Origin of the sequence: Streptacidiphilus sp. BW17 (genome assembly GCF_041262485.1) — a bacterium.
Classification (GTDB): domain Bacteria; phylum Actinomycetota; class Actinomycetes; order Streptomycetales; family Streptomycetaceae; genus Streptacidiphilus.
In genome coordinates this window covers 1-26,007 of sequence record NZ_JBGCCR010000040.1, presented here as the reverse complement: position 1 = coordinate 26,007, position 26,007 = coordinate 1, and the positions used below count along the sequence as shown (strand labels likewise).

The window sequence follows — 26,007 nt, the reverse complement described above, 5'->3', positions numbered from 1 at the left end:
CGTATTGCGCCGAAGGCCCCGGAACCACCAGGTTCCGGGGCCTTCGTGCGGTCTCTGTCCTATCGGGGACCGGCTACCGCCGCTACTGCTTGAGCTCGGTGTACGCCTCGGCGCTGCTGTCCTGGAGGAACTTCCAGCAGCGGGCCGCCTCGTCGGTCTCGCCGATGGAGTCGGCGGCGCGGGCCAGGGCGGCCAGGCAGCGCAGGAAGCCGCGGTTGCCGCGGTGCTCCCACGGGACCGGCCCGTGGCCCTTCCAGCCGGCCCGGCGCAGCGAGTCGAGGCCGCGGTGGTAGCCGGTGCGGGCATAGGCGTAGGACTCGACCACTCGGCCGGCCGCGAAGGACTCGTCCGCCAACTGCGCCCAGGCCAGGGAGAAGGTGGGGAACGCCGCCGCGATCTGCGCGGGCGAGGCGGACTCTTCGGCCATCTGCTTGTAGGGCTGCTCGTCCTCGGGCAGGAGGGTCGGCTCCGGTCCGCCGAGCAGGTTCTCGTGAATGGTCATGGCAGTCAGTCTGCCACTCCGCCTTCGGCCCCAAGCCCCCCGGACGCATCAAGATCATGCATCGCGCACGGTCTATCGGGCACGGTCTACCGGGCGCGTCCACCGGGCCCGGCCTGTCGGCCCGTCCGGGTGCGTCGGCCAGTCCGGCCCGGTCCGTCGCGCGCTGCCCGTCGGCCCGACGCATCAAGCCCGGTGCGTCAGACCGGGACGCGCAGTGTCCAGGCGGACGGCTCGACCGTCCAGGTGCGCTCGTGGACCGGCGGGCTCAGCGCATGGTCGGCCTCGTAGGTGAAGAGGCCACCCGCGCCACCGGCCACCGTCACCTGCCGGGCCTGGACGGTGAGGGGTATCGCGCTGCGACCGTTCCGGGCACTGATCCGCACCTCCGCGCTGCCCTCACTGCTGCGCAGCGCGAGCCCGCGCATCGGGTGGGCCGGGTCCGCCAGCAGCCTGCCGTCGGCCTCGACGCGCAGCGGCGGCTGGGCCGGCACCCGCGCGGAGGGCGGCGCCAGGGCCCGGACCACCCTCCGGCCGACAGTTGTCCACCAGGCGGACGCCACTGTGTTCGCCCTGGGCGAACAGGCTGCCGGGATCCGTACCGCGTCCAGCACCACGCCGCCGTGGTCGTCGACCAGCAGATCGAGCAGCCGGTCCGCACCGCTCACCACGGCCCGCGCGGCCCGCACCGGATGTGTCGCCGCGCCCAGCGCGCGGGCCACCTCGATCCGGTGGCCCCGACCCACCGGGATCAGCCCGACCGGGGCCGCGTCCAGCGTCGCCTGCTGGTGGAGGAGTTGGACGACCTGCTGGAGGTACCGGTCGTCGCCGATCACCACCGGTCGCCGCCGACCACGTCTGGCCAGCGCACGCTCAAGATCGAGCAGGCTCTGCGGCACCACCGCCTTCATCGGCAGCGCGGCGCCCAGCACATCCCTGGCGACCCGCACCGACTCGCCGTCGTGCGACAGCGCCGCCGGTGAGACCAGGACCAGCACGGGCTCACCCACCGAACGCTCAGCCGACACCGCGGTCCTTCCTCGGGTAATCTCTCGGTGTAAGAGCCCCTTGCGCTTTTGCGCCAGGGGCTTGGTCTATCCGGGGCCAGTGCGGCGACCTTCCGCCGTGTGTTGTGCCCCGCCCGAAAGGGGTGTACGCCTGTGCCCGCACTCGTGCTGGTCGGCGCTCAGTGGGGAGACGAGGGCAAGGGGAAGGCAACTGACCTTCTCGGCGGCTCTGTCGACTACGTGGTCCGCTATCAGGGCGGCAACAACGCCGGTCACACGGTGGTCGTAGGCGATCAGAAGTACGCACTGCATCTGCTCCCGTCCGGCATTCTCAGCCCGAACTGCGTCCCGGTCATCGGCAACGGCGTCGTCATCGACCCGGCCGTGCTCCTCTCCGAGCTGGCGGGCCTGCAGGACCGTGGTGTGGACACCTCGAAGCTGGTGATCTCCGGCAACGCCCACCTGATCACCCCGTACCACCGGACCATGGACAAGGTCTCCGAGCGGTTCCTGGGCAAGCGGAAGATCGGCACCACCGGGCGCGGCATCGGACCCTCCTACGCCGACAAGATCAACCGCATCGGCATCCGGGTGCAGGACCTCTTCGACGAGAGCATCCTGCGACAGAAGGTCGAGGCGGCCCTCAGCGACAAGAACCAGATCCTGGTCAAGCTCTACAACCGCCGGGCCATGCCGGCCGAGCTGGTCGTCGAGGAGTACCTCGGCTACGCGGACAAGCTCCGCCCGTTCGTCGCCGACACCGCGCTGCTGCTCAACCAAGCGCTGGAGGACGGCAAGGTCGTCCTTATGGAGGGCGGCCAGGGCACGCTGCTCGACGTGGACCACGGGACGTACCCGTTCGTCACCTCGTCCAACCCGACCTCGGGCGGCGCCTGCACCGGCACCGGCATCGGTCCGACCAAGATCGACCGCGTGATCGGCATCCTCAAGGCCTACACCACCCGCGTCGGCTCCGGCCCGTTCCCGACCGAGCTCTTCGACGAGGACGGCGAGGCGCTGCGCCGGATCGGCGGCGAGCGTGGCGTGACCACCGGCCGTGACCGCCGCTGCGGCTGGTTCGACGCGCCGATCGCCCGCTACGCGACCCGGATCAACGGTCTGACCGACATCTTCCTCACCAAGCTCGACGTGCTGACCGGCTGGGAGCAGATCCCGGTCTGCGTCGCGTACGAGATCGACGGCGTGCGCGTCGACGAGGTGCCCTACTCGCAGACCGACTTCCACCACGCGAAGCCGGTCTACGAGATGCTGCCGGGCTGGTCCGAGGACATCACCAAGGCGAAGACCTTCGACGACCTGCCGAAGAACGCCCAGGACTACGTCAAGGCGCTGGAGGAGCTCTCCCGCTGCCGCATCTCCGCCATCGGCATCGGCCCCGGCCGCACCGAGACCATCCAGGTGCACTCGCTGCTGTAGCAGCGCAGCAGTCTGCGACTCGGCCCCTGCCCCTCCGGCGGGGGCCTTTCGCGCTCCTCTCTTGGCGATTTGTACTAGTGCAGATATTGATTGCATCTAGTTCAAAGTGGAGTTATGTTTCGACCATGACCGCGAAGACGCCCCTTTCCGTCGTGCTGACCGGCCGGCACATCCGGCTGGAGCCGCTCACCGTCGACCACGCCCCCGCCCTCTGGGAGTCCCTGAGGCTGTGCGTGGAGGAGGTCTTCCAGTGGCTCCGGGCGGCCCCGCGCAGCGCCGAGGAGCTGGCCGGATGCATCGAGGCGCTGCTGAACGGCCCGGACCGCTGCCTCGCCTTCGCCGTCGTCGATCTGACGACTGGTCGGCCCGTCGGCTGGACCACCTATCTCGACATCCAGGAGCAGCACGAACGCCTGGAGATCGGCTGGACCTGGTACGCCCGCTCGCACTGGCGCACCGCTACCAACACCGAGGCCAAGCTGCTCCTGCTCACCCACGCCTTCGAGGACCTCGGCTACGGCCGGATCCAGTGGAAGACAGACATCCGCAACGAACGCTCCCAGGACGCCATCGCCCGCCTCGGCGCACAGCGGGAGGGAGTGCTCCGACGCCAGGTGCAACGCTCCGACGGGACCTGGCGCGACAGCGCCTACTTCGGCATGCACATCGACGAGTGGCCGGCCGCGAAGAAGCAGCTCACCGAACGACTCGCAAAGGGCTGAATCTCATCACCATGGCTGACATCACCATCTCCGCCCCCACCGCCGAGGACTACCCGCGCTGGCGCGAGCTCTTCATCGGCTATGCCACGTTCTACCACGTCGAACTGACCGAGGAGCGGCTCGCCGAGTCCTGGGCCTGGATCCACGACGCAAACCACCCCGTCGAGTGCCTGCTCGCGCGTGACGCTGACGGAACCGCGATCGGCCTGGCGCACTTCGCCCCGGACCACTCCCCGCTGCGCGGCACCCGAGGCTTCCTCCACGACCTCTTCGTGGACCCGGCCCGGCGCGGCAGCGGTGCGGTCGACGCCCTCCTCGCCGAGCTGCGCCGGATCGCCCGGGAACGCGGCTGGTACCAGATCCGGTGGAACACGGCCGACGACAACTACCGCGCCCGCTCCGTCTACGACCGGCACGGCGAGAAGACCCCGTTCCTGCTCTATGCGATGCCTGCCGAAGTGACGCCTGCCGAGCCCGCATAAGCCCTGGTCGCTTGGAGGATCGGCTGACAGCCTGTCGCCCTGCCCCCGGATCGTCAGACAGGATGTCTGTACCGGGGGCGGTCAGGCGAAAAATACGCTGGTGGGCATGACGATCTCCCCAGGCCCCTCTGTTGACGCAGACCCGGCGCTCGGCCAGGCGGTCAAGGCTGCCGACCGTGCCCACGTCTTCCACTCGTGGTCCGCGCAGTCCGTGATCGACCCCCTCGCCGTGGCCGGGGCCGAGGGCTCGTACTTCTGGGACTACGAGGGCAGGCGCTACCTCGACTTCTCCTCCCAGCTGGTCAACACCAACATCGGTCACCAGCACCCGAAGGTTGTCGCCGCGATCCAGGAGCAGGCGGCCAAGCTCTGCACCTTCGCGCCGGCCTTCGCCATCGAGGCCCGCTCCGAGGCCGCCCGGCTGATCGCCGAGCGCACCCCCGGCGACCTCGACAAGATCTTCTTCACCAACGGCGGCGCCGAGGCCGTCGAGAACGCCATCCGCATGGCGCGCCTGCACACCGGCCGCCAGAAGGTGCTCTCCACCTACCGCTCGTACCACGGCGGCACGGCCAATGCGATCACGCTGACCGGTGACCCGCGCCGCTGGCAGAACGAGACCGGCGTCTCCGGTGTCGTGCACTTCTGGGGCCCGTACCCGTACCGCTCCAACTTCCACGCCGAGAACGAGGCGCAGGAGTGCGAGCGCGCGCTGGCGCACCTGGAGCAGGTCGTCGCGTTCGAGGGCCCGCAGACCGTCGCCGCGATCATCCTGGAGACCGTCGTCGGCACCGCAGGCATCCTGGTCCCGCCGGCGGGCTACCTCGCGGGCGTCCGCGAGATCTGCGACCGCTACGGGATCGTCTTCATCCTGGACGAGGTCATGGCCGGCTTCGGCCGCACCGGCGAGTGGTTCGCCGCGGACCACTGGGGCGTCACCCCGGACCTGCTGACCTTCGCCAAGGGCGTCAACTCCGGCTACGTCCCGCTGGGCGGTGTCGCGATCAGCGGCGAGATCGCCCAGACCTTCGCGACGCGCCCCTTCCCGGGCGGTCTGACGTACTCCGGCCACCCGCTGGCCTGCGCCTCCGCCGTGGCGACGATCAACGCCATGGCCGAGGAGGGCATCGTCGAGAACGCCAAGCGCATCGGCGAGACCGTGATCGGCCCGGAGCTCCGGGCCATCGCCGAGCGCCACCCGTCCGTGGGCGAGGTCCGCGGCCTGGGTGTCTTCTGGGCGGTCGAGCTGGTGAAGAACCGCGAGACCCGCGAGCCCATCACCCCCTACAACGCGGCGGGCGCCGCCAACGCGCCGATGGCGGAGCTGGCGGCGGAGTGCAAGAAGCGCGGACTCTGGCCGTTCACCAACATGAACCGCTTCCACGTCGTGCCGCCCTGCAACGTCAGCGAGGCCGAGGCCAAGGAGGGCCTCGCGATCCTCGACGAGGTGCTGACGCTGACCGACGCGCACACGGTCTGAGCGTGTACATGCCCTGACCTGCAGGTTTGTTGGTCAGACAACTTAACCAGGTCGTGACTCGGCCTGAACCACATTGGCCCCGCAACCCCTCCGAACGGGGGATGCGGGGCCTTACCATTGGGGGGCCTGGACCGGCGGTATGCGGACAACAAGGGGTAAGCCAGGCAGAAGTGAGTAAGTGGATCAGTCGGGAAGAAAGCGGAGGGAACGGTCATGCCGAGTGGCAGAGCCCCCGAGCGCGCGTTTCCGGCCGTGGTCCAGCGCAGCTCGCTCCGCGAGCAGGTCGCCGGAGCGCTCCGTGAGGAGCTGATGGCCGGTCGCCTCGCCGCAGGCCGCCACTTCACCGTCAAGGAGATCGCCGAGCTCTACGGCGTCTCCGCCACTCCGGTCCGTGAGGCCCTGGTCGACCTGGCGGCCCAGGGCCTGCTGGTGGTCGAGCAGGGCCGCGGCTTCGCCGTGCCGCGCTACACCTGGGACGACTTCATCGACATCGTCGAGGCCAGGTCGCTGGTGATCGACGGCATCTTCCGCAGGGTCCGCCCGCGCATGGCCTATCTCGACGGCGCGGCCGTCCCGTCCCTGCGCCGTCGCGCGGACGCGGCGGTCCAGGCGGCCCGCGCCGGACAGCTTGACGTCCTGGTCGGCTGCGACCGCCGCTTCTGGGGCGAGCTCGGCAGGTTCGCCGGGAACCGGCGGATCAGCGACTACCTGGACCAACTGCGGGTCCAGTACTGGATCTTCGCCTCCGCGTTTCTGCGGGGCCGCGAGGACCTTGCCGGGTTCTGCTGGTCCCGGCATCTGGAGCTGGTCGAGCGGATCGAGGCCCACGACATCGCCGGTGTCCACCTGATGCTGGTCGACTACAACGAGGAGTCCCTGCGGCAGATGTCCATGCTCTGCGGGGAGCCGCTGCCGCATGTCCCGGGGCCGCGTGCGCCCGTCCGCGAACCGGGTCCGTGACCGCAGGCGACGCAGTAGGGTGGACAGCCCCGGATCGTCGCCGCGATCGGCAGTCTGTGATCGTTGCCCGAGAACCCCGTCGAGACCGTCAGGAGAGCGTGTTGGCCTGTGACGTCTGGCTCGTCCCGTTGGTCGACCTGCTGGTGCTCAGCCCTGACAACCCGTTCGCTGAGGACCTGGAGATCTACAACGGGTCCCTGACGGCCGCAGGGCTGCCGCAGGTGCCGGTCTTCCAGTACATGCCGGGCCTGAGCGGCGACGTGGAGCCGGTCGCGGCGTTCGACTACGACTCGCTGCACTTCCTCCGCCGCGCGTACCTGCTCCAGCTGACCGGCCTCGACGTCACGCCGGTGGACGAGCTGGGCGGCGACTACGAGCAACTGCTGGAGATGTTCGAGTCGACGGCCGAGCAGAGTCACCTGGTCTGGCACTTCGACCACGCCGGGGCGTACGTCCCGCTGGACTTCGACCTCCCCGTCGTCGACGACGCGCTCCTCGCCACCGGCGGCCCGCTGGGTTCGGTGCAGCGGCTCCTCAAGGAGCTGGAGGCGGTGGCCCCGCACATCGGCATCGACCCCGCGCTCCCGCCGGTCCCGGTCCGCCCGGTCGCGCCGACGACGCTCGAAGGCCCCGCGTTTCCCCCTCCGGGGCAGGACGGCCCCTACTCCCGCGAACGGCACGCCTGGACCGGCCTCCACGCCGCGGCGACCCGTGCTCTGGCCCAGGGCTCGATGATCGTCTTCGCCTGACGGATCGCTAACGGAGCGGGGACTCCGGGGGGCGCTGCCGGGGCATCGTGGGGCGGGTGCCCATCGTGGGGAGGACGCGGACCTGCGCGTTCGCGCCCTCGACCCGGCCGCCCCAGCTGCCCGCCGACTGCGTCGGCAGCTGCGTCATGGAGGCGCGGAACTCCAGCATCCACTCCGAGGTCTCGCTGCGGACCATGTCCGAGACGTCCTCACAGAACCGGCGCAGCACGCCGAGACAGCGCTCCGCGGCCTCGCTCGCGGTGCCCTCGGTCGGGCCGAGCACCTCGCGGACGCACTCCGAGGCCCAGTCGAACTGGAACGCCTCGAGTCGCCGCTGCAGTGCGTGCGCGGTGCTGACGTCCCGCATCCAGCCGCTGGTCAGGCCGAAGACGCGGTCCGCGAGCAGGCTGCACCCCGCGAGCAGGAGCAGCACGTAGCCCCAGTCCTGACCCGCCCTCCAGACGCCTGTCAGGGCGACCATCGGCAGGACCGCGCCGCCCACGGCGAGCAACGCCGCCAGCCCGCGCAGCAGCCGGGCGCCGCCGCGCTTCCAGCGGCGGTCGCGGTGGTACCAGTCGATCGCCTCGACGGCGCGCTCCTCCGACCAGCGGTAGAGCTCCTCCAGGCGCTCCGCGGGCTCGCCCCAGTCGCCCAGGGGGAACTGGCGCACGCTCAGGTCACGTCCACCACCTGCCGAGCGCGGCGCGGGCACGGCTGGAGCCGCCGTGGCTGACGTGTCCTCAGCCCCGGCCTCCTTGCCCCAGGAGGACTCCTCGGGCTGCATCTCCGGCTGGCTCACCGTGGAACTCCCTGTCCTTCGGCCTGCTCGGCTTCCAAGAGCTACTTCTTACCGCCAAATGGCTGAGCTTGGTGGCGGTTCGGGTCGGATTGTTGTGCGAAATCGTGCAGGTTTCGCAAGGTGGGCGCAGGGATTCGGCTCTCTGCGGCTGGTCCATATCTCACCCCTACGAGTGGGTGTTTCGATGGCACCGATCTGACTGGCTGCCGGATTGTTGCGAATTGTCTCTTCAGTCGTGATGAAGCGGAGATGTGCGACGCGGGCGGCGTGCCCGGGACCCCGCCAGGACCCGGCCGGAACCCGGCCCTCCTGGTAGGCACTAGGCTCTGGGGGTGTGAAGGTCCTTGTCATCGGCGGCGGCGCCCGCGAACACGCCCTGTGCCGCGCGCTCTCGCTTGATCCCGAAGTCACCTCTCTGCACTGCGCGCCCGGCAACGCCGGTATCGCCCAGGTCGCCCAGGTCCACGCCGTGGACCAGCTGGACGGCCGGGCGGTCGCCGACCTCGCCGTCGAACTCGGCGCCGAGTTCGTCATCGTCGGCCCGGAGGCCCCGCTGGTCGCGGGCGTCGCCGACGCCGTCCGCGAGCGTGGCATCCCCGTCTTCGGCCCCGGTGCCGAGGCCGCGCAGCTGGAGGGGAGCAAGGCGTTCGCCAAGGACGTCATGGCCGCGGCCAACGTTCCCACCGCGCGCTCCTACGTCTGCACCACCGCCGAGGAGGTCGCCGAGGCCCTGGACGCCTTCGGCGCGCCCTACGTGGTCAAGGACGACGGCCTGGCCGCCGGCAAGGGCGTCGTGGTGACGGACGACCTCCAGGTCGCCACGGACCACGCGGCCCACTGCGAGCGCGTGGTCATCGAGGAGTTCCTCGACGGCCCCGAGGTCTCCCTCTTCGCCGTCACCGACGGCACCACCGTCGTCCCGCTCCAGCCGGCCCAGGACTTCAAGCGCGTGGGCGACGGCGACGCGGGCCCCAACACCGGCGGGATGGGCGCGTACTCGCCGCTGCCGTGGGCCGACCCGAAGCTGGTCGAGGAGGTCCAGGAGACCGTCCTCCAGCCCACCGTCGACGAGCTGCGCCGCCGGGGCACCCCCTTCTCCGGTCTGCTCTACGCCGGCCTGGCGATCACGTCGCGCGGCGTGCGGGTGATCGAGTTCAACGCGCGCTTCGGCGACCCGGAGACGCAGGTCGTGCTGGCGCGGCTGAAGACTCCTCTCTGCGGGCTGCTGTACGCGGCGGCGACGGGCCACCTGGCCGACTTCCCCGAGCTGCGCTGGCGTGACGGCGCAGCGGTGACGGTCGTGGTCGCCTCGGAGGGCTACCCGGCGTCCCCGCGCAGCGGCGACCCGATCGGCGGCCTCGCGGAGGCCGAGACGGAGGACGGCACGGCCTACGTCCTGCACGCGGGCACGCGGCTGGCCGAGGACGGCGAGACGGTGCTGAGCGCGGGGGGCCGCGTCCTGTCGGTGACCGCGACGGGCAAGGACCTGACCGAGGCCCGCACCCGCGCGTACGACTCCGTCGCGAAGCTCACCCTCCAGGGCAGCCACCACCGCTCCGACATCGCGGCCAAGGCCGCAGCGGGGGAGTAGCAGCACTTTTCGCTCCCGCAGGCAGTTCCCCGCGCCCCTTGGCAGTGCAACAACCTGCGGGAGCGCTGGTCGCCGCCCGCAGGGCTTCGCTCCCTGTTTGGGGCAATGCCTCCGACCGAAGCAGAAAATCTCCTCGCGCGGGGCGATTAGCCCACGCGAACATTCCTTCGGGTGATGGGAAGCGCATACGCCTGACGTACGGCCGCACCCGGCCGTATCGTGCCCAGGACCGGCGTGAGCCCGACTGCGCGCTCCGGGCCTGCGCGGGTACACCATCGCGCCAGGGGGGAAGCTGCGGTCCACAGGGAATCACTGATCCGAGTGGTTCCGGGCTGCGGCAGGAACACCGGGCCGGGCTCGTGCGTCGGATCGGACAAGGGCGTATGCCGTGCGAAAGCCAGAACGCTCGCCGACTCCCGTGGGCTCTCGTCGGGAGCCGACGGTCGGCGGCAGGCGGTAGGGGGTGAACCGAGCCATGGGTGTCAGCACGAATGGGGCCACCGCCCGGGCGGCCGTGATCCTGCGGTTGCGCGGGCTCGCGGTCGCACTCGCCGCAGTGCCGGCCGCGCTTGCGGCCGTGCTGGTGGCGGGGCGGTTCACGGGTCATCTGGGCGCGCCCGGCAGCGCGGACGCCGCCGCGTGGGACGCGGCGCGGTACGCCGTGGTCGCGGTGGCGCTGCTGACGCTGGGCTGGGCCGCGGCCTTCGCCGTCGCGCTGCGGCGGGCCCGGCCGCACCGGACCCCGTCCGTGCGGCTCACCGAGCGGGAGGCTCCGGAGCTGCACCGGATGGTGCGCGAGCTGGCCGAGCGGATGGAGGTGCCGGCGCCCGGGGCGATCGCGCTGACACCCGACTGCGACAGCTGGCTGGAGGACGAGACCGCCCCCGGCGGACGCAGCCCGGCACCGCCGACGCTGGTCGTCGGCTCGCCGTTCCTGTGGTGGATGCGGGTGGCCGAGCTGCGGGCGCTGCTCGCGCCCGTGGTCGCCGGGACGGCCTGCGCGCTCGATCCGGAGATCTCCGCCGCCCGCCGGTTCACCCACGGGCTGGACGCGCTGCTCGGCGCGCACCAGGGCCGCGGCGGCTTCTGGGCCTCCATACCCGCGCGCTCGCTGCTGCGGCGCTCGCGCGTCCACGCGGCGGAGATGGAGCGGGCCGTCGCGGGGTGGGCGTCGGAGCAGGCCCGCCAGGTCGACTACGGAATGCGCATCGCCGCCCAGGAGCAGGTCGGTCTCGCCTACGCGGGCTGGGACCGGCTGTTGACCCGGGTCGCACTGCCCGCGTGGCGGCTCGGGCGGTGCCCGACGCGGCTCAACGCGGGGGTGGTGTCCGCCCTGACCGAGCTGTCCCGTCGGGACCGGCTGGCCGAGGGCTTCGAGAGCCGTCTGGGGGAGCGCCCGGCCTGCGACCTGCTGGACGAGCCGGGCCGGATCGACGAGGCCACCTCGCTGCTGGCCGCGAGTCTCTTCTACGTGGGGCCGAACGCCTTGCCCGCGCCCGGCAGCGGCGAGTCCCGGCTGGACTGGGCGGACTACCCGCGCGAGGTCGTGCTGCGACAGTGGGGCAACCAGTCCGCGTCGCTGCTGGCGGCGCTGGGGGCGGAGATAGCCTCGCCCGCGGGGGCGCTGGCGACCGCCCTGCGCGCCCTGCGCGCCGGAACGGGGGAGCAGTTGGCGGCGCGGCTGGAGGCCCAGCGCAACGGGCTGCCGGTCTCGCGCAGCGGTCGGGACGCGGTCTCCGACGGCCTCCACGCGCTGGTCTGCCGGGCGGCCGTGGACGCGGGGCGTGCGGAGCCCGGGATGGACTGGCTGGACGGTCCGGTGCTGCTGGTCGACGGCCGTCGCTGCGCCGACCTCGGCGCACCGATCGCACTCGCGGTGGAGCACGGTGACGACGAGCCACTGCGGGTCTGGCTGGAGGGGGCCGGCATATCCCTGGCGCGTCCGGCGAGACTGCGATGAACGGCCGCCCCGCCCCTTCGTGGTGACGGTCCGTGACCAGACAGCGGTGACGCAGCGTCAATCCCGGCACCGCCCCTGCTCTGATGTCGTCCCTGTGATTAGGATGGATGTACTGCCGGTGAGTCATCGGCAGCGCACGGTAACGGAGTTCCTCTAACAGTTCGTCAAAGTCCGGTCGCGCGGGCCCGACGGGACCACGAGGTCCGGTGGGCGAGGCCGGTCCGGTGGGTGCCGGGGCCGGCAGGGCGCAGGAGGGGGTCGGGGGCAGTGGGTGCAGAGCAGACCCGCCGCTGGGAGTCCGGCGCGCTCGCGCACGGGGTGACCGACCCGTTCGGCCAGGGCCCGCTGCCGTGGCTGCGCGGCGCGGACCAGTACTTCGGCGACACCGGCCTGATGGTCCCCTGGTACGTGGATCCTGCGCTGCTGCCCGCTGCGCGGCGGTCCCCCGACTACGACCCCAAGCCCGCGCTCGGCAGACCGCGCACCTCGGACGACGTCGGCGGGCAGATCAAGGGCTTCGCCGCGGGGGCGACCGATCTCGGCGGCTCGCTCGACCTGCGGGTCAGCGTCAACCCGCCGCAGGAATTCACCGTCGACGTCTACCGGATCGGCCACTACGGCGGAGCGGGAGCACGTCATATGGCGGCCAGCCCGCGCGTCTCCGGACTCGTGCAGCCCGCCCCGCTGGTGGCCGGGCGGACGGTCTCCTGCCACCACTGGTGGATGTCCTGGCGGTTGCAAGTCCCGCTGCACTGGACGCCGGGCGCCTACGTCGCGGTGCTGACCACGGCCGACCACCGGCACCGGAGCCACATCCCGTTCACCGTCCGCGCCGGGCGGGCCGCCGACCTGCTGCTGCTCCTGCCCGACGTCACCTGGCAGGCGTACAACCTCTACCCCGAGGACGGCCGGACCGGAGCCAGTCTCTACCACGCGTGGAACGAGAAGGGGGAGCTGCTCGGTGAGCCGGCGGCGGCGACCACCGTCTCCTTCGACCGCCCCTACGCCGGTGCCGGGCTGCCGCTGCACATCGGCCACGCCTACGACTTCATCCGCTGGGCCGAGCGCTACGGGTACGACCTCGCCTACGCCAACGCGACCGACCTGCACGCCGGACGGGTCGATCCGACCCGCTACCGGGGGCTGATCTTCCCCGGCCACGACGAGTACTGGTCCGCGCCGATGCGGCGTGCCGTGGAGCGGGCCAGGGACGGCGGCACCTCGCTGGTCTTCCTCTCCGCCAACACCATGTACTGGCAGGTCCAACTGCACCAGGGCCCGGCGGGTGAGCCGGACCGGCTGCTGACCTGCAGCAAGCGCCAGGCGGAGACACCGGCGAGCGTGCTCTGGCGTGACCTCGGCGAGCCGGAGCAGCAGTTGATGGGCATTCAGTACTCCGGCCGGGTCCCCGAACCGGTCCCGATGGTCGTCCACAACACCGACCACTGGGTGTGGGAGGGCACCGGCCTGCGCGACGGGGAGGAGATCCCGGCGCTGGTCGCCGGGGAGTCCGACCGGTACTTCCCGCGCGTCCCGCTGCCCGAGTCGACGGAACGGGTGCTGCTGGCGCACTCGCCCTACAAGGACGTCCGAGGGGTCGGTCGCCACCAGGAGACCTCGCTCTACCGGGCGGCGAGCGGCGCCCATGTCTTCGCCAGCGGCACGTTCGCCTGGTCACCGGCGCTGGACCGTCCGGGTCACACCGACGAGCGCGTTCAGCGGGCCACCGCAAACCTGCTGGATCGTATCTGCAAGGTGCACTGAACACGGCGCACCGAACTCCGCGCCGAACTCCGCACGGCGCGCTGCACGGTCCGCTGAACGAGCGGGGCGCGGTCGGTGGCGAGAACCCGATTTCGCGGCGTGAAAGTCCTGCATGAAAGACTCATGACCGGCCACCCACCCACAGACCCACGTCTTGAAGTCCCGAGGGGACCACCTTGAGCGGATTCGTCGAGAAGCCCGAGCCGGTGCAGGTGCCCGGCTTGATCCACCTCCACACGGGAAAGGTCCGTGACCTCTACCGTGATGAGGCCGGACAGCTGGTGATGGTCGCCAGTGACCGCCAGTCCGCCTTCGACTGGGTGCTTCCCTCACTGATTCCCGACAAGGGACGGATCCTGACCCAGCTCTCGCTGTGGTGGTTCGAGCGGCTCCAGGACCTGGTCCCCAACCACGTGATCTCGAGCGAGGTCCCGGCCGGCGCGCCCGCCGACTGGGAGGGCCGGACGCTGATCTGCCGCAGCCTGGACATGCTGCCGGTGGAGTGCGTCGCCCGTGGCTACCTGACCGGCTCCGGCCTGGTCGAGTACAACGAGTCCCGCACGGTGTGCGGGATCACCCTGCCCGAGGGCCTGGTCGACGGCTCCGAGCTGCCCGCGCCGATCTTCACCCCGGCCCTCAAGGCCGAGGTCGGCGAGCACGACGAGAACGTCCCCTACGAGGAGGTCGCCCGTCGCGTCGGTGCGGACGTCGCGGCGCAGCTGCGGCAGACCACCGTCGCGGTCTACAGCCGGGCCCGGGACATCGCCCGCGAGCGCGGGATCATCCTGGCGGACACCAAGTTCGAGTTCGGCCTGGACGAGGACGGCGAGAGCCTGGTCCTCGCCGACGAGGTGCTGACGCCGGACTCCTCGCGCTTCTGGCCGACCGACCAGTGGGAGCCGGGCCGCGCGCAGCCCTCCTTCGACAAGCAGTTCATCCGCGACTGGCTCTCCTCGCCCGCCTCGGGCTGGAACCCCAAGGGGGAGGAGGCGCCGCCGGTGCTGCCGGAGGAGGTCGTGGCGCAGAGCCGCGCCCGCTACATCGAGGCCTACGAGCGCATCACCGGCCTGGCCTGGAGCTGATCCTTCCGCCGGCGTGCGGATGGTCCTCGGCGGGCAGCCATCCGCACGCGGGTGGCTGCCCGCGTGCGCTCCGGTGACGGCTCCCGTGCCCATGCCCACGCGCTTCGGGACGGCATGCAAAAAGGGCGCCTCTGAAGAGGCGCCCTTTGCTGGAGCGGACGACGAGATTCGAACTCGCGACCCTCACCTTGGCAAGGTGATGCTCTACCAACTGAGCCACGTCCGCACGATATGAGGTTATGAGATTGAGAGCGGACGACGAGATTCGAACTCGCGACCCTCACCTTGGCAAGGTGATGCTCTACCAACTGAGCCACGTCCGCAGTACTCCGAGACCCGTAGGCCTCGGCGTGCCCTCCACTCTACCCCATCACAGAGGGAGCTTTCGCCACCCTTTTGATGAGGCCGAGCGGATGAGAGCAGGTGACAGGGATCGCACACTGTGCCTTCCCTCTGGAAGAGGGACGCTCTACTACTGAGCTACACCTGCGAGAGTCGCCCCGCCGACCTGGCCTTTCGGCCGCTGTCTGCGGTGCGTTCCGCTGAGAAGAACATTAGCCCATCTCGCGGGCCGTGATCACCACGGCGGGGCGGTATGTCCGTATTGTCCAGAAAGTTTCGACGGGCGAGTTCTCAGCTCGCCTGCGCGAACGCCTCGTAGACGTGCTTGGGAAGTCGACCACGGGCCGGCAGGTCGATGCCGCGGGACTGTGCCCAGGCCCGGACCGTTGCCGGATCGGGGGCGACCTCGGTCCGCCGCGGGGTCTTCGCCGCCGTTGCGCGGCCTTGCTTCCGGCCTGCCTGTACATAGGGCGCAAGCGCGGAACGGAGTTTTTCCGCGTTCTTGGTGGACAGGTCGATCTCGTACGACTTTCCGTCGAGTCCGAACTGAACCGTTTCTTCGGCAACCCCTCCGTCGAGGTCGTCGGAGAGCGTGACCACAACGCGCTGAGCCATGGAAGCCAATCCTCTCGGGCTTTGCCGTGCGACCGCAGGTGCTGGCCGCGACCGGCGATGCCATTCTGCCCCCAATGACCCCAGAAATCGAAGAGGCAGGATTTTTCCGCGCTATTTTCGTGTCGTTTCGGTACCGCGCTGATACCGGCGCGAAACCTCTGATACGGGCAATTTTGGTAGGAGGGCCGCGCTGTTCGCTGCGGGCGTGAGTGCGGGCGTGAGTGTGGGCGCGGGAGAGCCCGGCGTGGGCGCGTGCTTTGTGTGAACCTCCGCACGATTCGGCGTTCTACGCGCGTCGCGCTGGATGAGTCTCCAAGATCGCATTTTCACCCCGGTAGGCTGGGAAGTCCCCGCACCACTCATCACCGGGAGTACCTGTGGCACGCGTCGTTGTCGACGTCATGCTGAAGCCGGAGATCCTCGACCCGCAGGGCCAGGCGGTGCAGCGCGCGCTGCCGCGCCTGGGCTTCGAGGGGATCACCGACGTCCGCCAGGGCAAGCGCTTCGAGCTGGAGGTGGAGGGCCCGGTCGACGACGCCGCGCTGGCCCGCATCCACCAGGCAGCCGAGACCTTCCTCGCCAACACCGTCATCGAGGACTTCACCGTCCACGTCGAGGCTGTGCCTGTCGAGGAGGGACAGTGACCGCGCGGATCGGCGTCGTCACCTTCCCTGGCAGCCTCGACGACCGCGACGCGCTCCGAGCCGTCAAGCTGGCCGGCGCCGAGCCGGTCGCGCTCTGGCACCGCGACAAGGACCTGCACCAGGTCGACGCCGTGGTCCTGCCGGGCGGCTTCTCCTACGGCGACTACCTGCGCGCCGGCGCCATCTCCCGCTTCTCGCCGGTGATGGAGACGATCATCGAGCAGGCCAGGGGCGGCATGCCGGTCCTCGGCATCTGCAACGGCTTCCAGGTGCTGACCGAGTCGCACCTGCTGCCCGGTGCCATGCTCCGCAACAACCACCTGCACTTCGTCTGCAAGGACCAGAAGCTGCGGGTCGAGAACATCACGACCGCCTGGACCAGCGACTACGCGCAGGGCCAGGAGATCATGATCCCGCTCAAGAACATGGACGGCCGGTTCACCGCGGACCGCCGCACCATCGACGAGCTGGAGGCCGAGGGCCGGGTCGTCTTCCGCTACCTGGACGGCAACCCGAACGGCTCGATCGACGACATCGCCGGCATCAGCAACGCCGCCGGCAACGTCGTCGGCCTGATGCCGCACCCGGAGCACGCGGTCGAGCCGATCGTCGGCACCGGCGGCACGGACGGCACCGGCTTCTTCACCTCGATCATCAAGCGGCTGGTGAATGCGTAATGACGCTCGACACGGTTAAGAACGCTGAGCAGACGCCGGACGTCGAGCTCCCCTGGGCGGCGCTCGGTCTCAAGGAAGACGAGTACCTCCGGATCCGCGAGATCCTGGGCCGCCGTCCCACCGGCGCCGAGCTGGCCATGTACTCGGTGATGTGGTCCGAGCACTGCTCCTACAAGTCGAGCAAGGTGCACCTGCGCCAGTTCGGCGAGAAGGCCCCGCAGTCCGACGCCATGCTCGTCGGCATCGGCGAGAACGCCGGCGTCGTCGACGTGGGCCAGGGCTACGCGGTCACCTTCAAGATCGAGTCGCACAACCACCCGTCGTACGTCGAGCCCTACCAGGGCGCGGCCACCGGCGTCGGCGGCATCGTCCGCGACATCATCTCCATGGGCGCCCGCCCGGTCGCCGTGATGGACCCGCTGCGCTTCGGCGCGCCGGACCACCCGGACACCAAGCGCGTGCTGCCCGGCGTCGTCGCGGGCATCGGCGGCTACGGCAACTGCCTGGGCCTGCCCAACATCGGTGGCGAGGTCGTCTTCGACGCCTGCTACCAGGGCAACCCGCTGGTCAACGCGCTGGCCGTGGGCGTCATGAAGCACGAGGACATCCACCTGGCCAAGGCGTCCGGCGCGGGCAACAAGGTCGTCCTCTACGGCGCCCGGACGGGCGGCGACGGCATCGGCGGCGCGTCGATCCTGGCCTCGGAGACCTTCGACGGCACCAAGCCGTCCAAGCGCCCGGCGGTCCAGGTCGGCGACCCGTTCCAGGAGAAGCTGCTGATCGAGTGCACCCTGGAGGCCTTCCGGGCGCAGCTCGTCGTCGGCATCCAGGACCTCGGTGCGGCCGGTCTCTCCTGCGCGACCAGCGAGCTGGCGTCCAACGGCTCCGGCGGCATGCGCTGCGACCTGGACGACGTCCCGCTGCGCGACGCGACGCTCACTCCCGAGGAGATCCTCATGAGTGAGTCGCAGGAGCGCATGTGCGCGGTCGTCGAGCCGGAGAAGATCGAGGCGTTCCTCGCGATCTGCGAGAAGTGGGACGTCACCGCGACCGTCATCGGTGAGGTCACCGACGGCGACCGCCTGGAGATCTTCTGGCACGGCGAGAAGATCGTCGACGTGGCCCCGCGCACCGTGGCCCACGACGGCCCGGTCTACGAGCGCCCGTACCACCGCCCGAGCTGGCAGGACGCCCTGCAGGCCGACGCCCCGACCGCCGAGCGCCTGGCGCGTCCGGCGAACGGCGACGAGCTGCGCGCGGCCGTGCTGCAGCTGGTCGGCTCGGCCAACCAGGCCGACAAGAGCTGGATCACCTCGCAGTACGACCAGTTCGTGCTCGGCAACACGGTGCTCGCGCAGCCGGAGGACTCCGGCATGATCCGCGTGGACGAGTCCACCAACCTCGGCGTCGCCATCGCCACGGACGGCAACGGCCGCTACACCAAGCTCGACCCGTACGTCGGCTCGCAGCTGGCGCTGGCCGAGGCCTACCGCAACGTCGCCGCGACCGGCGCCAAGCCGCTGGCCGTCTCCGACTGCCTCAACTTCGGCTCCCCGGAGGACCCGGAGGTCATGTGGCAGTTCGCCGAGGCCACCCGTGGTCTCGCCGACGGCTGTCTGGAGCTCGGCACCCCGGTCACCGGCGGCAACGTCTCGCTCTACAACCAGACGGGCACCGAGGCGATCCACCCGACGCCGGTCGTGGCCGTGCTGGGCGTGATCGACGACGTGACGCGGCGTACGCCGATGGCGTTCGCGGAGGAGGGCCAGCTGGTCTACCTCCTCGGCGACACCCGCGACGAGCTGGGCGGTTCGGCGTGGGCGCAGGTGGCCCACAACCACCTCGGCGGTCTGCCGCCGAAGCTGGACCTTGCCCGCGAGAAGCTGCTCGCCGAGATCCTGATCGCCGCCTCGCGCGACGGCATGATCGACGCGGCGCACGACCTCTCCGACGGCGGCCTGATCCAGGCCCTGGTGGAGAGCGCGCTCAAGGGCGGCCAGGGCGTCCGTCTGGTCGTTCCGGAGGCGCTGGACCCGTTCGTCTTCCTCTTCTCGGAGTCGGCCGGCCGCGCGATCGTCGCGGTCCCGCGCAGTGAGGAACTCCGCTTCACCGAGATGTGCGGCGTCCGGGGCCTCCCGGCCACCCGCATCGGCGTCGTCGACGGCGACGTGGTCGAGCTCCAGGGCCACTTCTCGCTGCCGCTCGCCGAGCTCCGCGAGGCGAACACGGGCGTGATCGAGGCGCTGCTCGCGTAGGCGAGAGTCTGTAGCTGTGGGCCTTGGTGACGGGACGTCACCAAGGCCCACTGTCATTGCGGGTCGTTTCGGACGTTCGTCGCCTGTAGCTCAGAAAACGCGAAACCCGGTAGGCCCACCGTCCGGAGGGCGACCGGGTTCACTTCGCGGGACACCGCCCCCGCGCAATCGCAGCGCAGTGCGGCGTTCTGGGCCGTGTCGAGGGGATTCGGGTCGCTCGATCGGGTGGTGTCACGTTCTGGGGCGCTGCCCTGTCTTCCCTACCGGAAGCCCGGCAACCGGGTCTCAGGAAGGCGGAAACGACCATGGCCCGCATCTCGCTCACCCCTCCCCGCACGATCGTCTACCGGATCGCGGAGTGGTACTCCAAGCGCGTCTACGGGGACGTGCTCGACCCCGGGAAGGTCTACGGCCACAACACCAAGGTGCTGCTGGCCTACGCCGGGTTCGAGCGGAAGGTCGCCAAGTGGAAGGCTCTCGACCCGCGGTTGACGCGGCTGGCCGTGATGGCAGCCGCCGCGCGGATCGGGTGCTCGTGGTGCATGGACTTCGGGTACTGGGAGGCGCACTCGACGGGCATCCCGCAGGAGAAGCTGCGGGCCGTGCCGATGTGGCGGGAGGCGCGGGAGGTGTTCACGCCCTTGGAGCTCTCCGTGCTGGAGTACGCCGACGCCATGACCGAGACCGAGCCCACCGTCACCGACGCGATGGTGGACGGACTGGTCAAGCAGCTCGGTGAGCCGGCCTTTGTCGAGCTGACCGCGGTCGTCGCCGTGGAGAACCTCCGATCCCGCGTCAACTCCGCTGTGGGGCTCGTGGGGCAGGGTTTCAAGGACCGTTGCGAGGTACCCGGGGTACCGTCGAAGGCGTGACCGACAGCGCAGTCCTGACGACCTTCGAGGAGCACCGTTCCACGCTCTTCGGCATCGCCTACCGCATGCTCAGCAGCGTGGCCGACGCCGAGGACATCGTGCAGGACGCCTGGCTGAAGTGGAGCGCGGTCGACGTCGACCGGGTTGTCCAGCCGCGTGCGTACCTCGCGCGAACGGTCACCAACCTGTCGCTGAACAAGCTTCAGTCCGCCACGGCCCAGCGTGAGTCCTACGTCGGGCCGTGGTTGCCCGAGCCGCTGGTGACCGCGCCGGACGCGGGCGACGCCGGCGATGCCGTGGAACAGGCGGAGAGCGTCTCGCTGGCCATGCTGGTGGTCCTGGAGACGCTCTCCCCACTGGAGCGGGCGGTCTTCCTGCTCAAGGAGGTCTTCGGGTTCTCGTTCGCCGAGATCGGCGACATGCTGGACCGTTCCGAGGCGGCGGTCCGTCAGGTCGGCAGCCGCGCCCGCTCCCACGTCCAGGCGCGGCGTCCCCGCTACGACGCCCCGGCGGAGACGCGGCGGGCGGCGACGGAGGAGTTCCTGGCCGCGTGCCTCGGCGGGGACATGAACCGGATGATGGAGCTGCTTGCCCCCGACGTCACCGTCTGGTCCGACGGCGGCGGCAGGATTCGCGCCGCGCTGCGCCCGCTGCACGGCCCGGACCACGTGGTCCGCTGGACCATGGGCGTGCTGGCGCGCTACCTGCCGGGGCAGCTGGGGGTCCACCCGGTGAACGTCAACGGCAAGTTCGGGGTACTGATCAGCGCCGACGGCGTGACCGACGACGTGCTGACCGTCGACCTGGACGAGAACGGCTTGATCTCGGAGGTCCGGCTGATCCGCAACCCGGACAAGCTCCGGCACGTCACCGTGCCGCAGGCGCCTGCCGCCGGGTGAATTACCGCCGGGTGAACTGCCGAGTGAATTACCGCCGAGTGAACCGGGACACGGCCACGCCGCCGAGGCAGAGCACGCCACCGCCGACGGCGACCCAGGTCGGCGTCTCGCCCAGCATCAGCCAGCCGAGCAGGATCGAGATCGGCGGGACGAGGTAGGTGGTGGCGCCGAGCTTGCCCGCCTTCGTGCGGGCGAGGGCGTAGCCCCAGGTGGTGAACGCGACGGCGGTCGGCATCAGGCCCAGGTAGACGGTCCAGACGATGCCGGAGGTGTGCGCCTTGGGCAGCTCGTCGAACAGCTGCGGGCCGAACGGCAGGCACACGATCATGCCGACGGCGCAGGCCAGGAAGGTCAGCGGCAGCGGGGAGACCCGGCTGAGCATGGGCTTCTGCAGGATCACCGACGTCGCGTAGACCACGGCGGAGCCGACGCAGAGGGCCGCGCCGAGCCAGTCCGTACGTCCGTGCTCTGCCGAGCCGAATCCGATGACCAGCACACCCGAGAACGAGACCGTGACGCCGAGCAGCAGTGACTTCGGCAGACCCTCCTTGAGCGCCAGCCCCGCGATCACGGCGATCAGGATCGGACTCACGTTGACCAGCATCGACGCCGTCCCGGCGTCCACCCGCTGCTCGGCGGTGTTGAGCATCAGGTTGTAGGCGCCGAACCACAGCACGCCGATGAGCAGGATGCGCGGCAGATCCTGCCGCGAGGGCCACGCCTCGCGCCGGAGCAGCGTCATCGCGCCCAGCGCGGCGGTCCCGACGACGAGCCGGAGCAGGGCGAGCGGCCCCGCGGACAGGTCGTGCCCCGCGGACCGGATCCCGACGAAGGCGGACGCCCACAGCACGACGGTCACGCCTGCGGCGAGGGCCGCGAGGCGGGCGGGTCGACCGGAGACGGCGGAAGAGCCGGAGTCGGGGATGAGGGGTGCGGTGGTGCTTTCCGTGGTCACGCCTCAAGGGTTCCGACGGGCGGGAGCCCCTGCAAGCGGTAAACGGCCACTTCACTACTGACATCCCGCCAATCAGCTCCTGAGCAGTCGGGAAGTTGCAACACCCAGGGGCGCGGGGACCTGCGCGAGAACCCTCCCCAGGAGGATGGCCCTGTCCGCTTGGGATCTCACCGACCTGGGTGGCTTGTCGCGCCCGCGCGGCGGAGCCGCAGATCAGCAGAGCCCCCGCGCCCCCCGACCGTGCAGCGTCCCGAGCCGTGGAGGCGGCCCGACTGGCTAGAGTGCCGAGCATGTCGCCTGCCTCGCGTCCCCGCGCGCGTACCTACGACCGGCTGAAGTCCCGGGCCGCGCTCCGCGCGCAGGCCGAGGCGTTGTGGGGTGTCGTCGAAGGGCTCGACGACGCGCAGTTGGAGTTGCCGACCCGGCTCGGCGGCTGGCGGGTGCGGGAGCTCGTCGCGCATCTGGCCACCGCCTTCGACGCGCTGCCGCGCTTCCTCGCCGCGCCGGACGACGGGACGCAGGCCGCAGGCACCCTCGCCGACTGGGCCGCGGGCACCCGGACCTCCGCCGCGGCCATCGCGGACGCCGCCGAGGAGAGCGCGGCGAAGGCCGACGACGTGCGGGCCGTGCTGCGCGAAGCGATCGACCGCGCGCTCGCCGAGCTCGACCCCGACCGGCACGGGCCCCAGGCGCGGGTCGTCCACCGGCGGGGCGTGCTGCTGCTCGACGACTACCTGGTCACCCGCCTGGTCGAGACCGTCGTCCACGCCGACGACCTCGCTGACGCGCTCGCGCTCGACGCGTTCCCGCACGACCGGCACGCGCTCGCGTCCACCTGCCGGCTGCTCGCCGACGCCCTCGCGGTCCGCGCGCCCGGCGGGGCCGTCGAGCTGCGGATCCCGCCCTTCGCGGTGGTGCAGTGCGTCGAGGGGCCGCGGCACACGCGCGGTACGCCGCCCAACGTCGTGGAGACCGCGCCGCTGCCCTGGATCCGCCTGGCGACGGGCCGGACCACCTGGGCGCAGGCTGTGGACGTGGCGGAACTCACGGCCAGTGGTGAGCGCAGCGATCTGTCCTCGCTACTCCCCGTGATGGGCTGAGGCCGTTCTACGCGCGTCCGGAACCCCTTACCCCGCCCTCCGAAATCGAATGGATCGTGCGTCGTCGGTCCGGCGTGTCCACCTGCCCTAGACTCGGTTACGTGCCACGTGGTGACGGACGACTCAGCCATGACCTCCTCCCCGGCGAGAAGGGCCCGCAGGACGCCTGCGGCGTCTTCGGAGTCTGGGCCCCCGGCGAAGAGGTATCCAAGCTCACTTACTTCGGGCTCTACGCCCTGCAGCACCGCGGACAGGAGTCCGCGGGCATCGCTGTGAGCAACGGTTCCCAGATCCTCGTCTACAAGGACATGGGACTCGTCTCCCAGGTCTTCGACGAGACCTCCCTCCACTCCCTCCAGGGTCATATCGCGGTCGGTCACGCCCGCTACTCCACCACCGGTTCCTCGGTGTGGGAGAACGCCCAGCCGACCTTCCGTGCGACTGCCAACGGCAGCCTCGCGCTCGGTCACAACGGCAACCTGGTCAACACCGCCGAACTGGCCAAGCTGGTCGCCGAACTGCCCGGCGAGGAGCACGTCTCCCGCTCCGGCCGTCCGGCCGTCACCAACGACAGCGACCTGCTCACCGCCCTGCTCGCGGGCCAGCCGGACCTCTCCATCGAGGAGACCGCCCGGCAGATCCTGCCGAAGGTCAAGGGCGCGTTCTCGCTGGTCTTCATGGACGAGCAGACCCTCTACGCCGCCCGCGACCCGCAGGGCATCCGCCCGCTGGTGCTGGGCCGCCTGGAGCGCGGCTGGGTCGTCGCCTCCGAGACCGCCGCACTCGACATCGTCGGCGCGTCCTTCATCCGCGAGGTCGAGCCCGGTGAGCTGATCGCCGTCGACGAGAACGGCCTGCGCACCTCCCGCTTCGCCGAGGCCGTGCCCAAGGGCTGCGTCTTCGAGTACGTCTACCTGGCCCGTCCGGACACCTCCATCGCCGGGCGCAACGTCCACCTCTCCCGCGTCGAGATGGGCCGCACGCTGGCCCGTGAGGCGCCGGTCGAGGCCGACCTGGTGATAGCGACTCCGGAGTCCGGCACCCCGGCCGCCATCGGCTTCGCCGAGGAGAGCGGGATCCCGTTCGGGTCCGGCCTGGTCAAGAACGCCTACGTGGGCCGGACCTTCATCCAGCCCAACGAGACGATCCGCCAGCTCGGCATCCGGCTCAAGCTGAACCCGCTGCGCGACGTCATCCGCGGCAAGCGGCTGGTCGTCGTGGACGACTCGATCGTCCGCGGCAACACCCAGCGCGCCGTGGTCCGGATGCTGCGCGAGGCCGGTGCGGCCGAGGTCCACATCCGGATCTCCTCGCCGCCGGTCAAGTGGCCCTGCTTCTTCGGCATCGACTTCGCCACCCGCGCCGAGCTGATCGCCAACGGCCTGTCCGTCGAGGAGATCGCCTCCTCGCTGGGCGCGGACTCGCTGGCGTACATCTCCATCGACGGCATGATCGCGGCCACCGACCAGCCCAAGGACCGGCTCTGCCGGGCCTGCTTCGACGGTGTCTACCCGGTCGACCTGCCCGACCCCCAGTTGCTCGGCAAGCACCTGCTGGAGGCGGAGATCTCCGCCGCCAAGCAGGCCCCGCCGACGCGCGGCGGCAACCGCTCGGACGTCGACGGCGTGCAGACGCTGATCAGCGGCCCCGGCGCGTCCGACGCGCTGCGGCGCCCCTAGGGCGTGTCGCCGACGCAGGTGTCGGCAGGCGGGCGCCGGTGAACGGCGCCCGCCGCGCCCGCCCCCCGGTTTTCCCCCCACCCGCCGCCCACCACCACCCCTGTACGAGGCGCTACGCGCCACACCCCTTGTGACCCGAAAGGGCCGTCCCGTGAGTGACCAGCAGTCCACTGGTGCGACCTACGCCGCCGCAGGCGTCTCCATCGAGGCCGGGGACCTGGCCGTCGAGCTGATGAAGGAGTGGGTCGGCAAGACCACCCGCCCCGAGGTCGTCGGCGGCCTGGGCGGCTTCGCCGGGCTCTTCGACGCCAGCGCCTTCAAGCGCTACGAGCGCCCGCTGCTGGCCACCGCCACGGACGGCGTCGGCACCAAGGTCGCGCTGGCCGCGGCGATGGACAAGCACGACACCATCGGCCACGACCTCGTCGGCATGGTCGTCGACGACCTGGTCGTCTGCGGCGCCGAGCCGCTGTTCATGACCGACTACATCTGCGTCGGCAAGGTCCACCCGGAGCGGGTCGCGCAGATCGTCAAGGGCATCGCCGAGGGCTGCGTCCTGGCCGGCTGCTCGCTGGTCGGCGGCGAGACCGCCGAGCACCCGGGCCTGCTCGGCCCGGACGAGTACGACGTGGCCGGCGCGGGCACGGGCGTGGTCGAGGCCGACGCGCTGCTCGGCGCGCACCGGGTGCGCGCGGGCGACGTGGTCATCGCGATGGCGGCCTCCGGCCTGCACAGCAACGGCTACTCGCTGGTCCGCCACGTCCTGCTGAAGGAAGCCGGCTGGCAGCTGGACCGGGAGGTCCCTGAGTTCGGCCGGACGCTCGGTGAGGAGCTGCTGGAGCCGACGCGGATCTACTCCCTGGACTGCCTGGCGCTGGCGCGGGCGACCGAGATCCACGCCTTCTCCCACGTCACGGGTGGCGGCCTGGCGGCGAACCTGGCCCGCGTCATCCCCGCGGGCCTGCACGCGCGGCTGGACCGCGGCACGTGGACGCCGATGCCGGTGTTCCAGACGGTGGCCGAGGTCGGCAAGATGCACACGCTGGAGATCGAGAAGACGCTCAACATGGGCATCGGCATGGTGGCGGTCGTGCCGCCGGAGTCCGTGGACGCCGTGATGGCGGTCCTGGAGGACCGTGACGTCGAGTCCTGGCTGCTGGGCGACATCGTCGCCCGCGAGGGCGACTACGCGAAGGCGGAGGGCGCGGCGCTGTACGGCGCGTACGCCTGACCTTCGCCAGACGGTGCAACACCGAGGGGCGGGGGGGGGGGGGGGGGGGGGGGCCCCCCCGGGGGGGGGGGGCGGGGGGGGGGGGGGGGGGGGCGGGCGGGGCGGGCGCCCCCGCGGCCCTGGGCACCAAGATCATGAAGGGGGCCGACGAGGACGGGGCCGCGAGCAAGATCGGCACCTTCCTGAACGGTGACTCCGCCTTCTCG

The 26,007-nt window shown here is 70.9% G+C and carries 23 protein-coding genes and 3 tRNA genes; 18 read left to right on the top strand and 8 right to left on the bottom strand.

Annotation, left to right across the window (positions count from 1 at the left end; all coding sequences use genetic code 11):
- Positions 1-82 precede the first annotated feature (82 nt).
- Together ABH940_RS32545 and ABH940_RS32540 are read right to left on the bottom strand one after the other, a co-directional pair.
- Complete coding sequence (locus ABH940_RS32545; RefSeq protein WP_370072039.1) at positions 83-502, bottom strand: DUF3151 domain-containing protein; 420 nt, start codon at positions 500-502, stop codon at positions 83-85.
- A 197-nt stretch (positions 503-699) separates the two neighbouring features.
- Positions 700-1,527 (bottom strand): diacylglycerol kinase, encoded by an 828-nt coding sequence (locus tag ABH940_RS32540; protein WP_370106914.1) that lies wholly within the window; start codon positions 1,525-1,527, stop codon positions 700-702.
- Positions 1,528-1,659: 132 nt separating this feature from the next.
- On the opposite strand from ABH940_RS32540, the gene ABH940_RS32535 reads away from it, so the two are divergent.
- The 6 genes from ABH940_RS32535 to ABH940_RS32510 all read left to right on the top strand — a co-directional run bounded on the left by ABH940_RS32535 (position 1,660) and on the right by ABH940_RS32510 (position 7,336).
- Complete coding sequence (locus ABH940_RS32535; protein ID WP_370072041.1) at positions 1,660-2,943, top strand: adenylosuccinate synthase; 1,284 nt, start codon at positions 1,660-1,662, stop codon at positions 2,941-2,943.
- 125 nt (positions 2,944-3,068) lie between these two features.
- The gene (locus ABH940_RS32530; RefSeq protein WP_370106913.1) at positions 3,069-3,665 is read left to right on the top strand and encodes a GNAT family N-acetyltransferase; all 597 of its coding nucleotides are present in this window, start codon (positions 3,069-3,071) and stop codon (positions 3,663-3,665) included.
- A gap of 11 nt (positions 3,666-3,676) precedes the next feature.
- Positions 3,677-4,147: an N-acetyltransferase family protein gene (locus tag ABH940_RS32525; protein ID WP_370072043.1), complete on the top strand. Its 471-nt coding sequence runs from the start codon at positions 3,677-3,679 to the stop codon at positions 4,145-4,147.
- Between the two features lie 106 nt (positions 4,148-4,253).
- Positions 4,254-5,627 carry an aspartate aminotransferase family protein gene (locus ABH940_RS32520; RefSeq protein WP_370072044.1) on the top strand — a complete coding sequence of 458 codons (1,374 nt, stop codon included), beginning with the start codon at positions 4,254-4,256 and terminating at the stop codon, positions 5,625-5,627.
- A 213-nt stretch (positions 5,628-5,840) separates the two neighbouring features.
- Complete coding sequence (locus ABH940_RS32515) at positions 5,841-6,587, top strand: GntR family transcriptional regulator (RefSeq protein WP_370106912.1); 747 nt, start codon at positions 5,841-5,843, stop codon at positions 6,585-6,587.
- 101 nt (positions 6,588-6,688) lie between these two features.
- Positions 6,689-7,336 (top strand): hypothetical protein, encoded by a 648-nt coding sequence (locus ABH940_RS32510; RefSeq protein ID WP_196193503.1) that lies wholly within the window; start codon positions 6,689-6,691, stop codon positions 7,334-7,336.
- Positions 7,337-7,343: 7 nt separating this feature from the next.
- On the opposite strand, the gene ABH940_RS32505 is transcribed toward ABH940_RS32510, so the two are convergent.
- Entirely contained in the window at positions 7,344-8,135 is a 792-nt protein-coding gene (locus ABH940_RS32505) for an SLATT domain-containing protein (protein WP_370072046.1), read from the bottom strand.
- 334 nt (positions 8,136-8,469) lie between these two features.
- Between ABH940_RS32505 and purD the strand changes: the two genes are divergently transcribed.
- The 4 genes from purD to ABH940_RS32485 all read left to right on the top strand — a co-directional run bounded on the left by purD (position 8,470) and on the right by ABH940_RS32485 (position 14,532).
- A complete protein-coding gene (gene purD, locus ABH940_RS32500) occupies positions 8,470-9,726 on the top strand; it encodes a phosphoribosylamine--glycine ligase (protein ID WP_370072047.1) in 1,257 nt (418 codons plus the stop codon).
- Between the two features lie 475 nt (positions 9,727-10,201).
- The gene (locus ABH940_RS32495) at positions 10,202-11,686 is read left to right on the top strand and encodes a hypothetical protein (protein ID WP_370106911.1); all 1,485 of its coding nucleotides are present in this window, start codon (positions 10,202-10,204) and stop codon (positions 11,684-11,686) included.
- Positions 11,687-11,953: 267 nt separating this feature from the next.
- Positions 11,954-13,450, top strand: a complete 1,497-nt coding sequence (locus ABH940_RS32490; RefSeq protein ID WP_370106910.1) for a N,N-dimethylformamidase beta subunit family domain-containing protein — start codon at positions 11,954-11,956, stop codon at positions 13,448-13,450.
- A 176-nt stretch (positions 13,451-13,626) separates the two neighbouring features.
- On the top strand, positions 13,627-14,532 hold the full coding sequence (locus ABH940_RS32485; RefSeq protein ID WP_370072050.1) for a phosphoribosylaminoimidazolesuccinocarboxamide synthase: 906 nt from the start codon (positions 13,627-13,629) through the stop codon (positions 14,530-14,532).
- A gap of 150 nt (positions 14,533-14,682) precedes the next feature.
- Here ABH940_RS32485 and ABH940_RS32480 read toward each other — a convergent pair.
- The 4 genes from ABH940_RS32480 to ABH940_RS32465 form a co-directional block, all read right to left on the bottom strand.
- Positions 14,683-14,758: transfer RNA gene (locus ABH940_RS32480), tRNA-Gly, on the bottom strand.
- Between the two features lie 24 nt (positions 14,759-14,782).
- A tRNA-Gly gene (locus ABH940_RS32475) sits at positions 14,783-14,855 on the bottom strand.
- A gap of 95 nt (positions 14,856-14,950) precedes the next feature.
- Positions 14,951-15,022, bottom strand: a tRNA-Gly gene (locus tag ABH940_RS32470).
- Positions 15,023-15,165: 143 nt separating this feature from the next.
- Positions 15,166-15,489 (bottom strand): Lsr2 family protein, encoded by a 324-nt coding sequence (locus tag ABH940_RS32465; RefSeq protein ID WP_370072051.1) that lies wholly within the window; start codon positions 15,487-15,489, stop codon positions 15,166-15,168.
- 377 nt (positions 15,490-15,866) lie between these two features.
- Between ABH940_RS32465 and purS the strand changes: the two genes are divergently transcribed.
- The 5 genes from purS (at position 15,867) to sigJ (ending at position 20,836) form a co-directional block, all read left to right on the top strand.
- The gene (gene purS / locus ABH940_RS32460) at positions 15,867-16,133 is read left to right on the top strand and encodes a phosphoribosylformylglycinamidine synthase subunit PurS (RefSeq protein ID WP_370072052.1); all 267 of its coding nucleotides are present in this window, start codon (positions 15,867-15,869) and stop codon (positions 16,131-16,133) included.
- Positions 16,130-16,810 carry a phosphoribosylformylglycinamidine synthase subunit PurQ gene (purQ, locus tag ABH940_RS32455; RefSeq protein WP_370072053.1) on the top strand — a complete coding sequence of 227 codons (681 nt, stop codon included), beginning with the start codon at positions 16,130-16,132 and terminating at the stop codon, positions 16,808-16,810. Before purS ends, purQ begins: the two co-directional genes overlap by 4 nt.
- Positions 16,810-19,065, top strand: a complete 2,256-nt coding sequence (gene purL / locus ABH940_RS32450; protein ID WP_370106909.1) for a phosphoribosylformylglycinamidine synthase subunit PurL — start codon at positions 16,810-16,812, stop codon at positions 19,063-19,065. Before purQ ends, purL begins: the two co-directional genes overlap by 1 nt.
- Positions 19,066-19,370: 305 nt before the next feature.
- Positions 19,371-19,937 (top strand): carboxymuconolactone decarboxylase family protein, encoded by a 567-nt coding sequence (locus ABH940_RS32445; protein WP_370072055.1) that lies wholly within the window; start codon positions 19,371-19,373, stop codon positions 19,935-19,937.
- Positions 19,938-20,002: 65 nt separating this feature from the next.
- On the top strand, positions 20,003-20,836 hold the full coding sequence (sigJ, locus tag ABH940_RS32440; RefSeq protein WP_370106929.1) for an RNA polymerase sigma factor SigJ: 834 nt from the start codon (positions 20,003-20,005) through the stop codon (positions 20,834-20,836).
- 28 nt (positions 20,837-20,864) lie between these two features.
- On the opposite strand, the gene ABH940_RS32435 is transcribed toward sigJ, so the two are convergent.
- Entirely contained in the window at positions 20,865-21,791 is a 927-nt protein-coding gene (locus ABH940_RS32435) for a DMT family transporter (protein WP_370072056.1), read from the bottom strand.
- Positions 21,792-22,081: 290 nt separating this feature from the next.
- Here ABH940_RS32435 and ABH940_RS32430 point away from each other — a divergent pair, with 290 nt between their 5' ends.
- From ABH940_RS32430 to purM, 3 genes are all read left to right on the top strand, one after another.
- Entirely contained in the window at positions 22,082-22,891 is an 810-nt protein-coding gene (locus ABH940_RS32430; protein ID WP_370072057.1) for a sterol carrier family protein, read from the top strand.
- Between the two features lie 101 nt (positions 22,892-22,992).
- Complete coding sequence (gene purF, locus ABH940_RS32425; RefSeq protein WP_370072058.1) at positions 22,993-24,570, top strand: amidophosphoribosyltransferase; 1,578 nt, start codon at positions 22,993-22,995, stop codon at positions 24,568-24,570.
- Positions 24,571-24,721: 151 nt separating this feature from the next.
- Positions 24,722-25,801: a phosphoribosylformylglycinamidine cyclo-ligase gene (purM, locus tag ABH940_RS32420; RefSeq protein ID WP_370072059.1), complete on the top strand. Its 1,080-nt coding sequence runs from the start codon at positions 24,722-24,724 to the stop codon at positions 25,799-25,801.
- Positions 25,802-26,007 lie beyond the last annotated feature (206 nt).

What these genes read in the sequence shown, in the direction of transcription:
- ABH940_RS32545 (WP_370072039.1), bottom strand. Translation starts at nt 502, where the DNA reads ATGACCATTCACGAGAACCTGCTCGGCGGACCGGAGCCGACCCTCCTG.
- ABH940_RS32530 (WP_370106913.1), top strand. Translation starts at nt 3,069, where the DNA reads ATGACCGCGAAGACGCCCCTTTCCGTCGTGCTGACCGGCCGGCACATC.
- ABH940_RS32525 (WP_370072043.1), top strand. Translation starts at nt 3,677, where the DNA reads ATGGCTGACATCACCATCTCCGCCCCCACCGCCGAGGACTACCCGCGC.
- ABH940_RS32520 (WP_370072044.1), top strand. Translation starts at nt 4,254, where the DNA reads ATGACGATCTCCCCAGGCCCCTCTGTTGACGCAGACCCGGCGCTCGGC.
- ABH940_RS32515 (WP_370106912.1), top strand. Translation starts at nt 5,841, where the DNA reads ATGCCGAGTGGCAGAGCCCCCGAGCGCGCGTTTCCGGCCGTGGTCCAG.
- ABH940_RS32495 (WP_370106911.1), top strand. Translation starts at nt 10,202, where the DNA reads ATGGGTGTCAGCACGAATGGGGCCACCGCCCGGGCGGCCGTGATCCTG.
- ABH940_RS32465 (WP_370072051.1), bottom strand. Translation starts at nt 15,489, where the DNA reads ATGGCTCAGCGCGTTGTGGTCACGCTCTCCGACGACCTCGACGGAGGG.
- purL (WP_370106909.1), top strand. Translation starts at nt 16,810, where the DNA reads ATGACGCTCGACACGGTTAAGAACGCTGAGCAGACGCCGGACGTCGAG.
- ABH940_RS32445 (WP_370072055.1), top strand. Translation starts at nt 19,371, where the DNA reads ATGGCCCGCATCTCGCTCACCCCTCCCCGCACGATCGTCTACCGGATC.
- sigJ (WP_370106929.1), top strand. Translation starts at nt 20,003, where the DNA reads ATGCTCAGCAGCGTGGCCGACGCCGAGGACATCGTGCAGGACGCCTGG.
- ABH940_RS32430 (WP_370072057.1), top strand. Translation starts at nt 22,082, where the DNA reads ATGTCGCCTGCCTCGCGTCCCCGCGCGCGTACCTACGACCGGCTGAAG.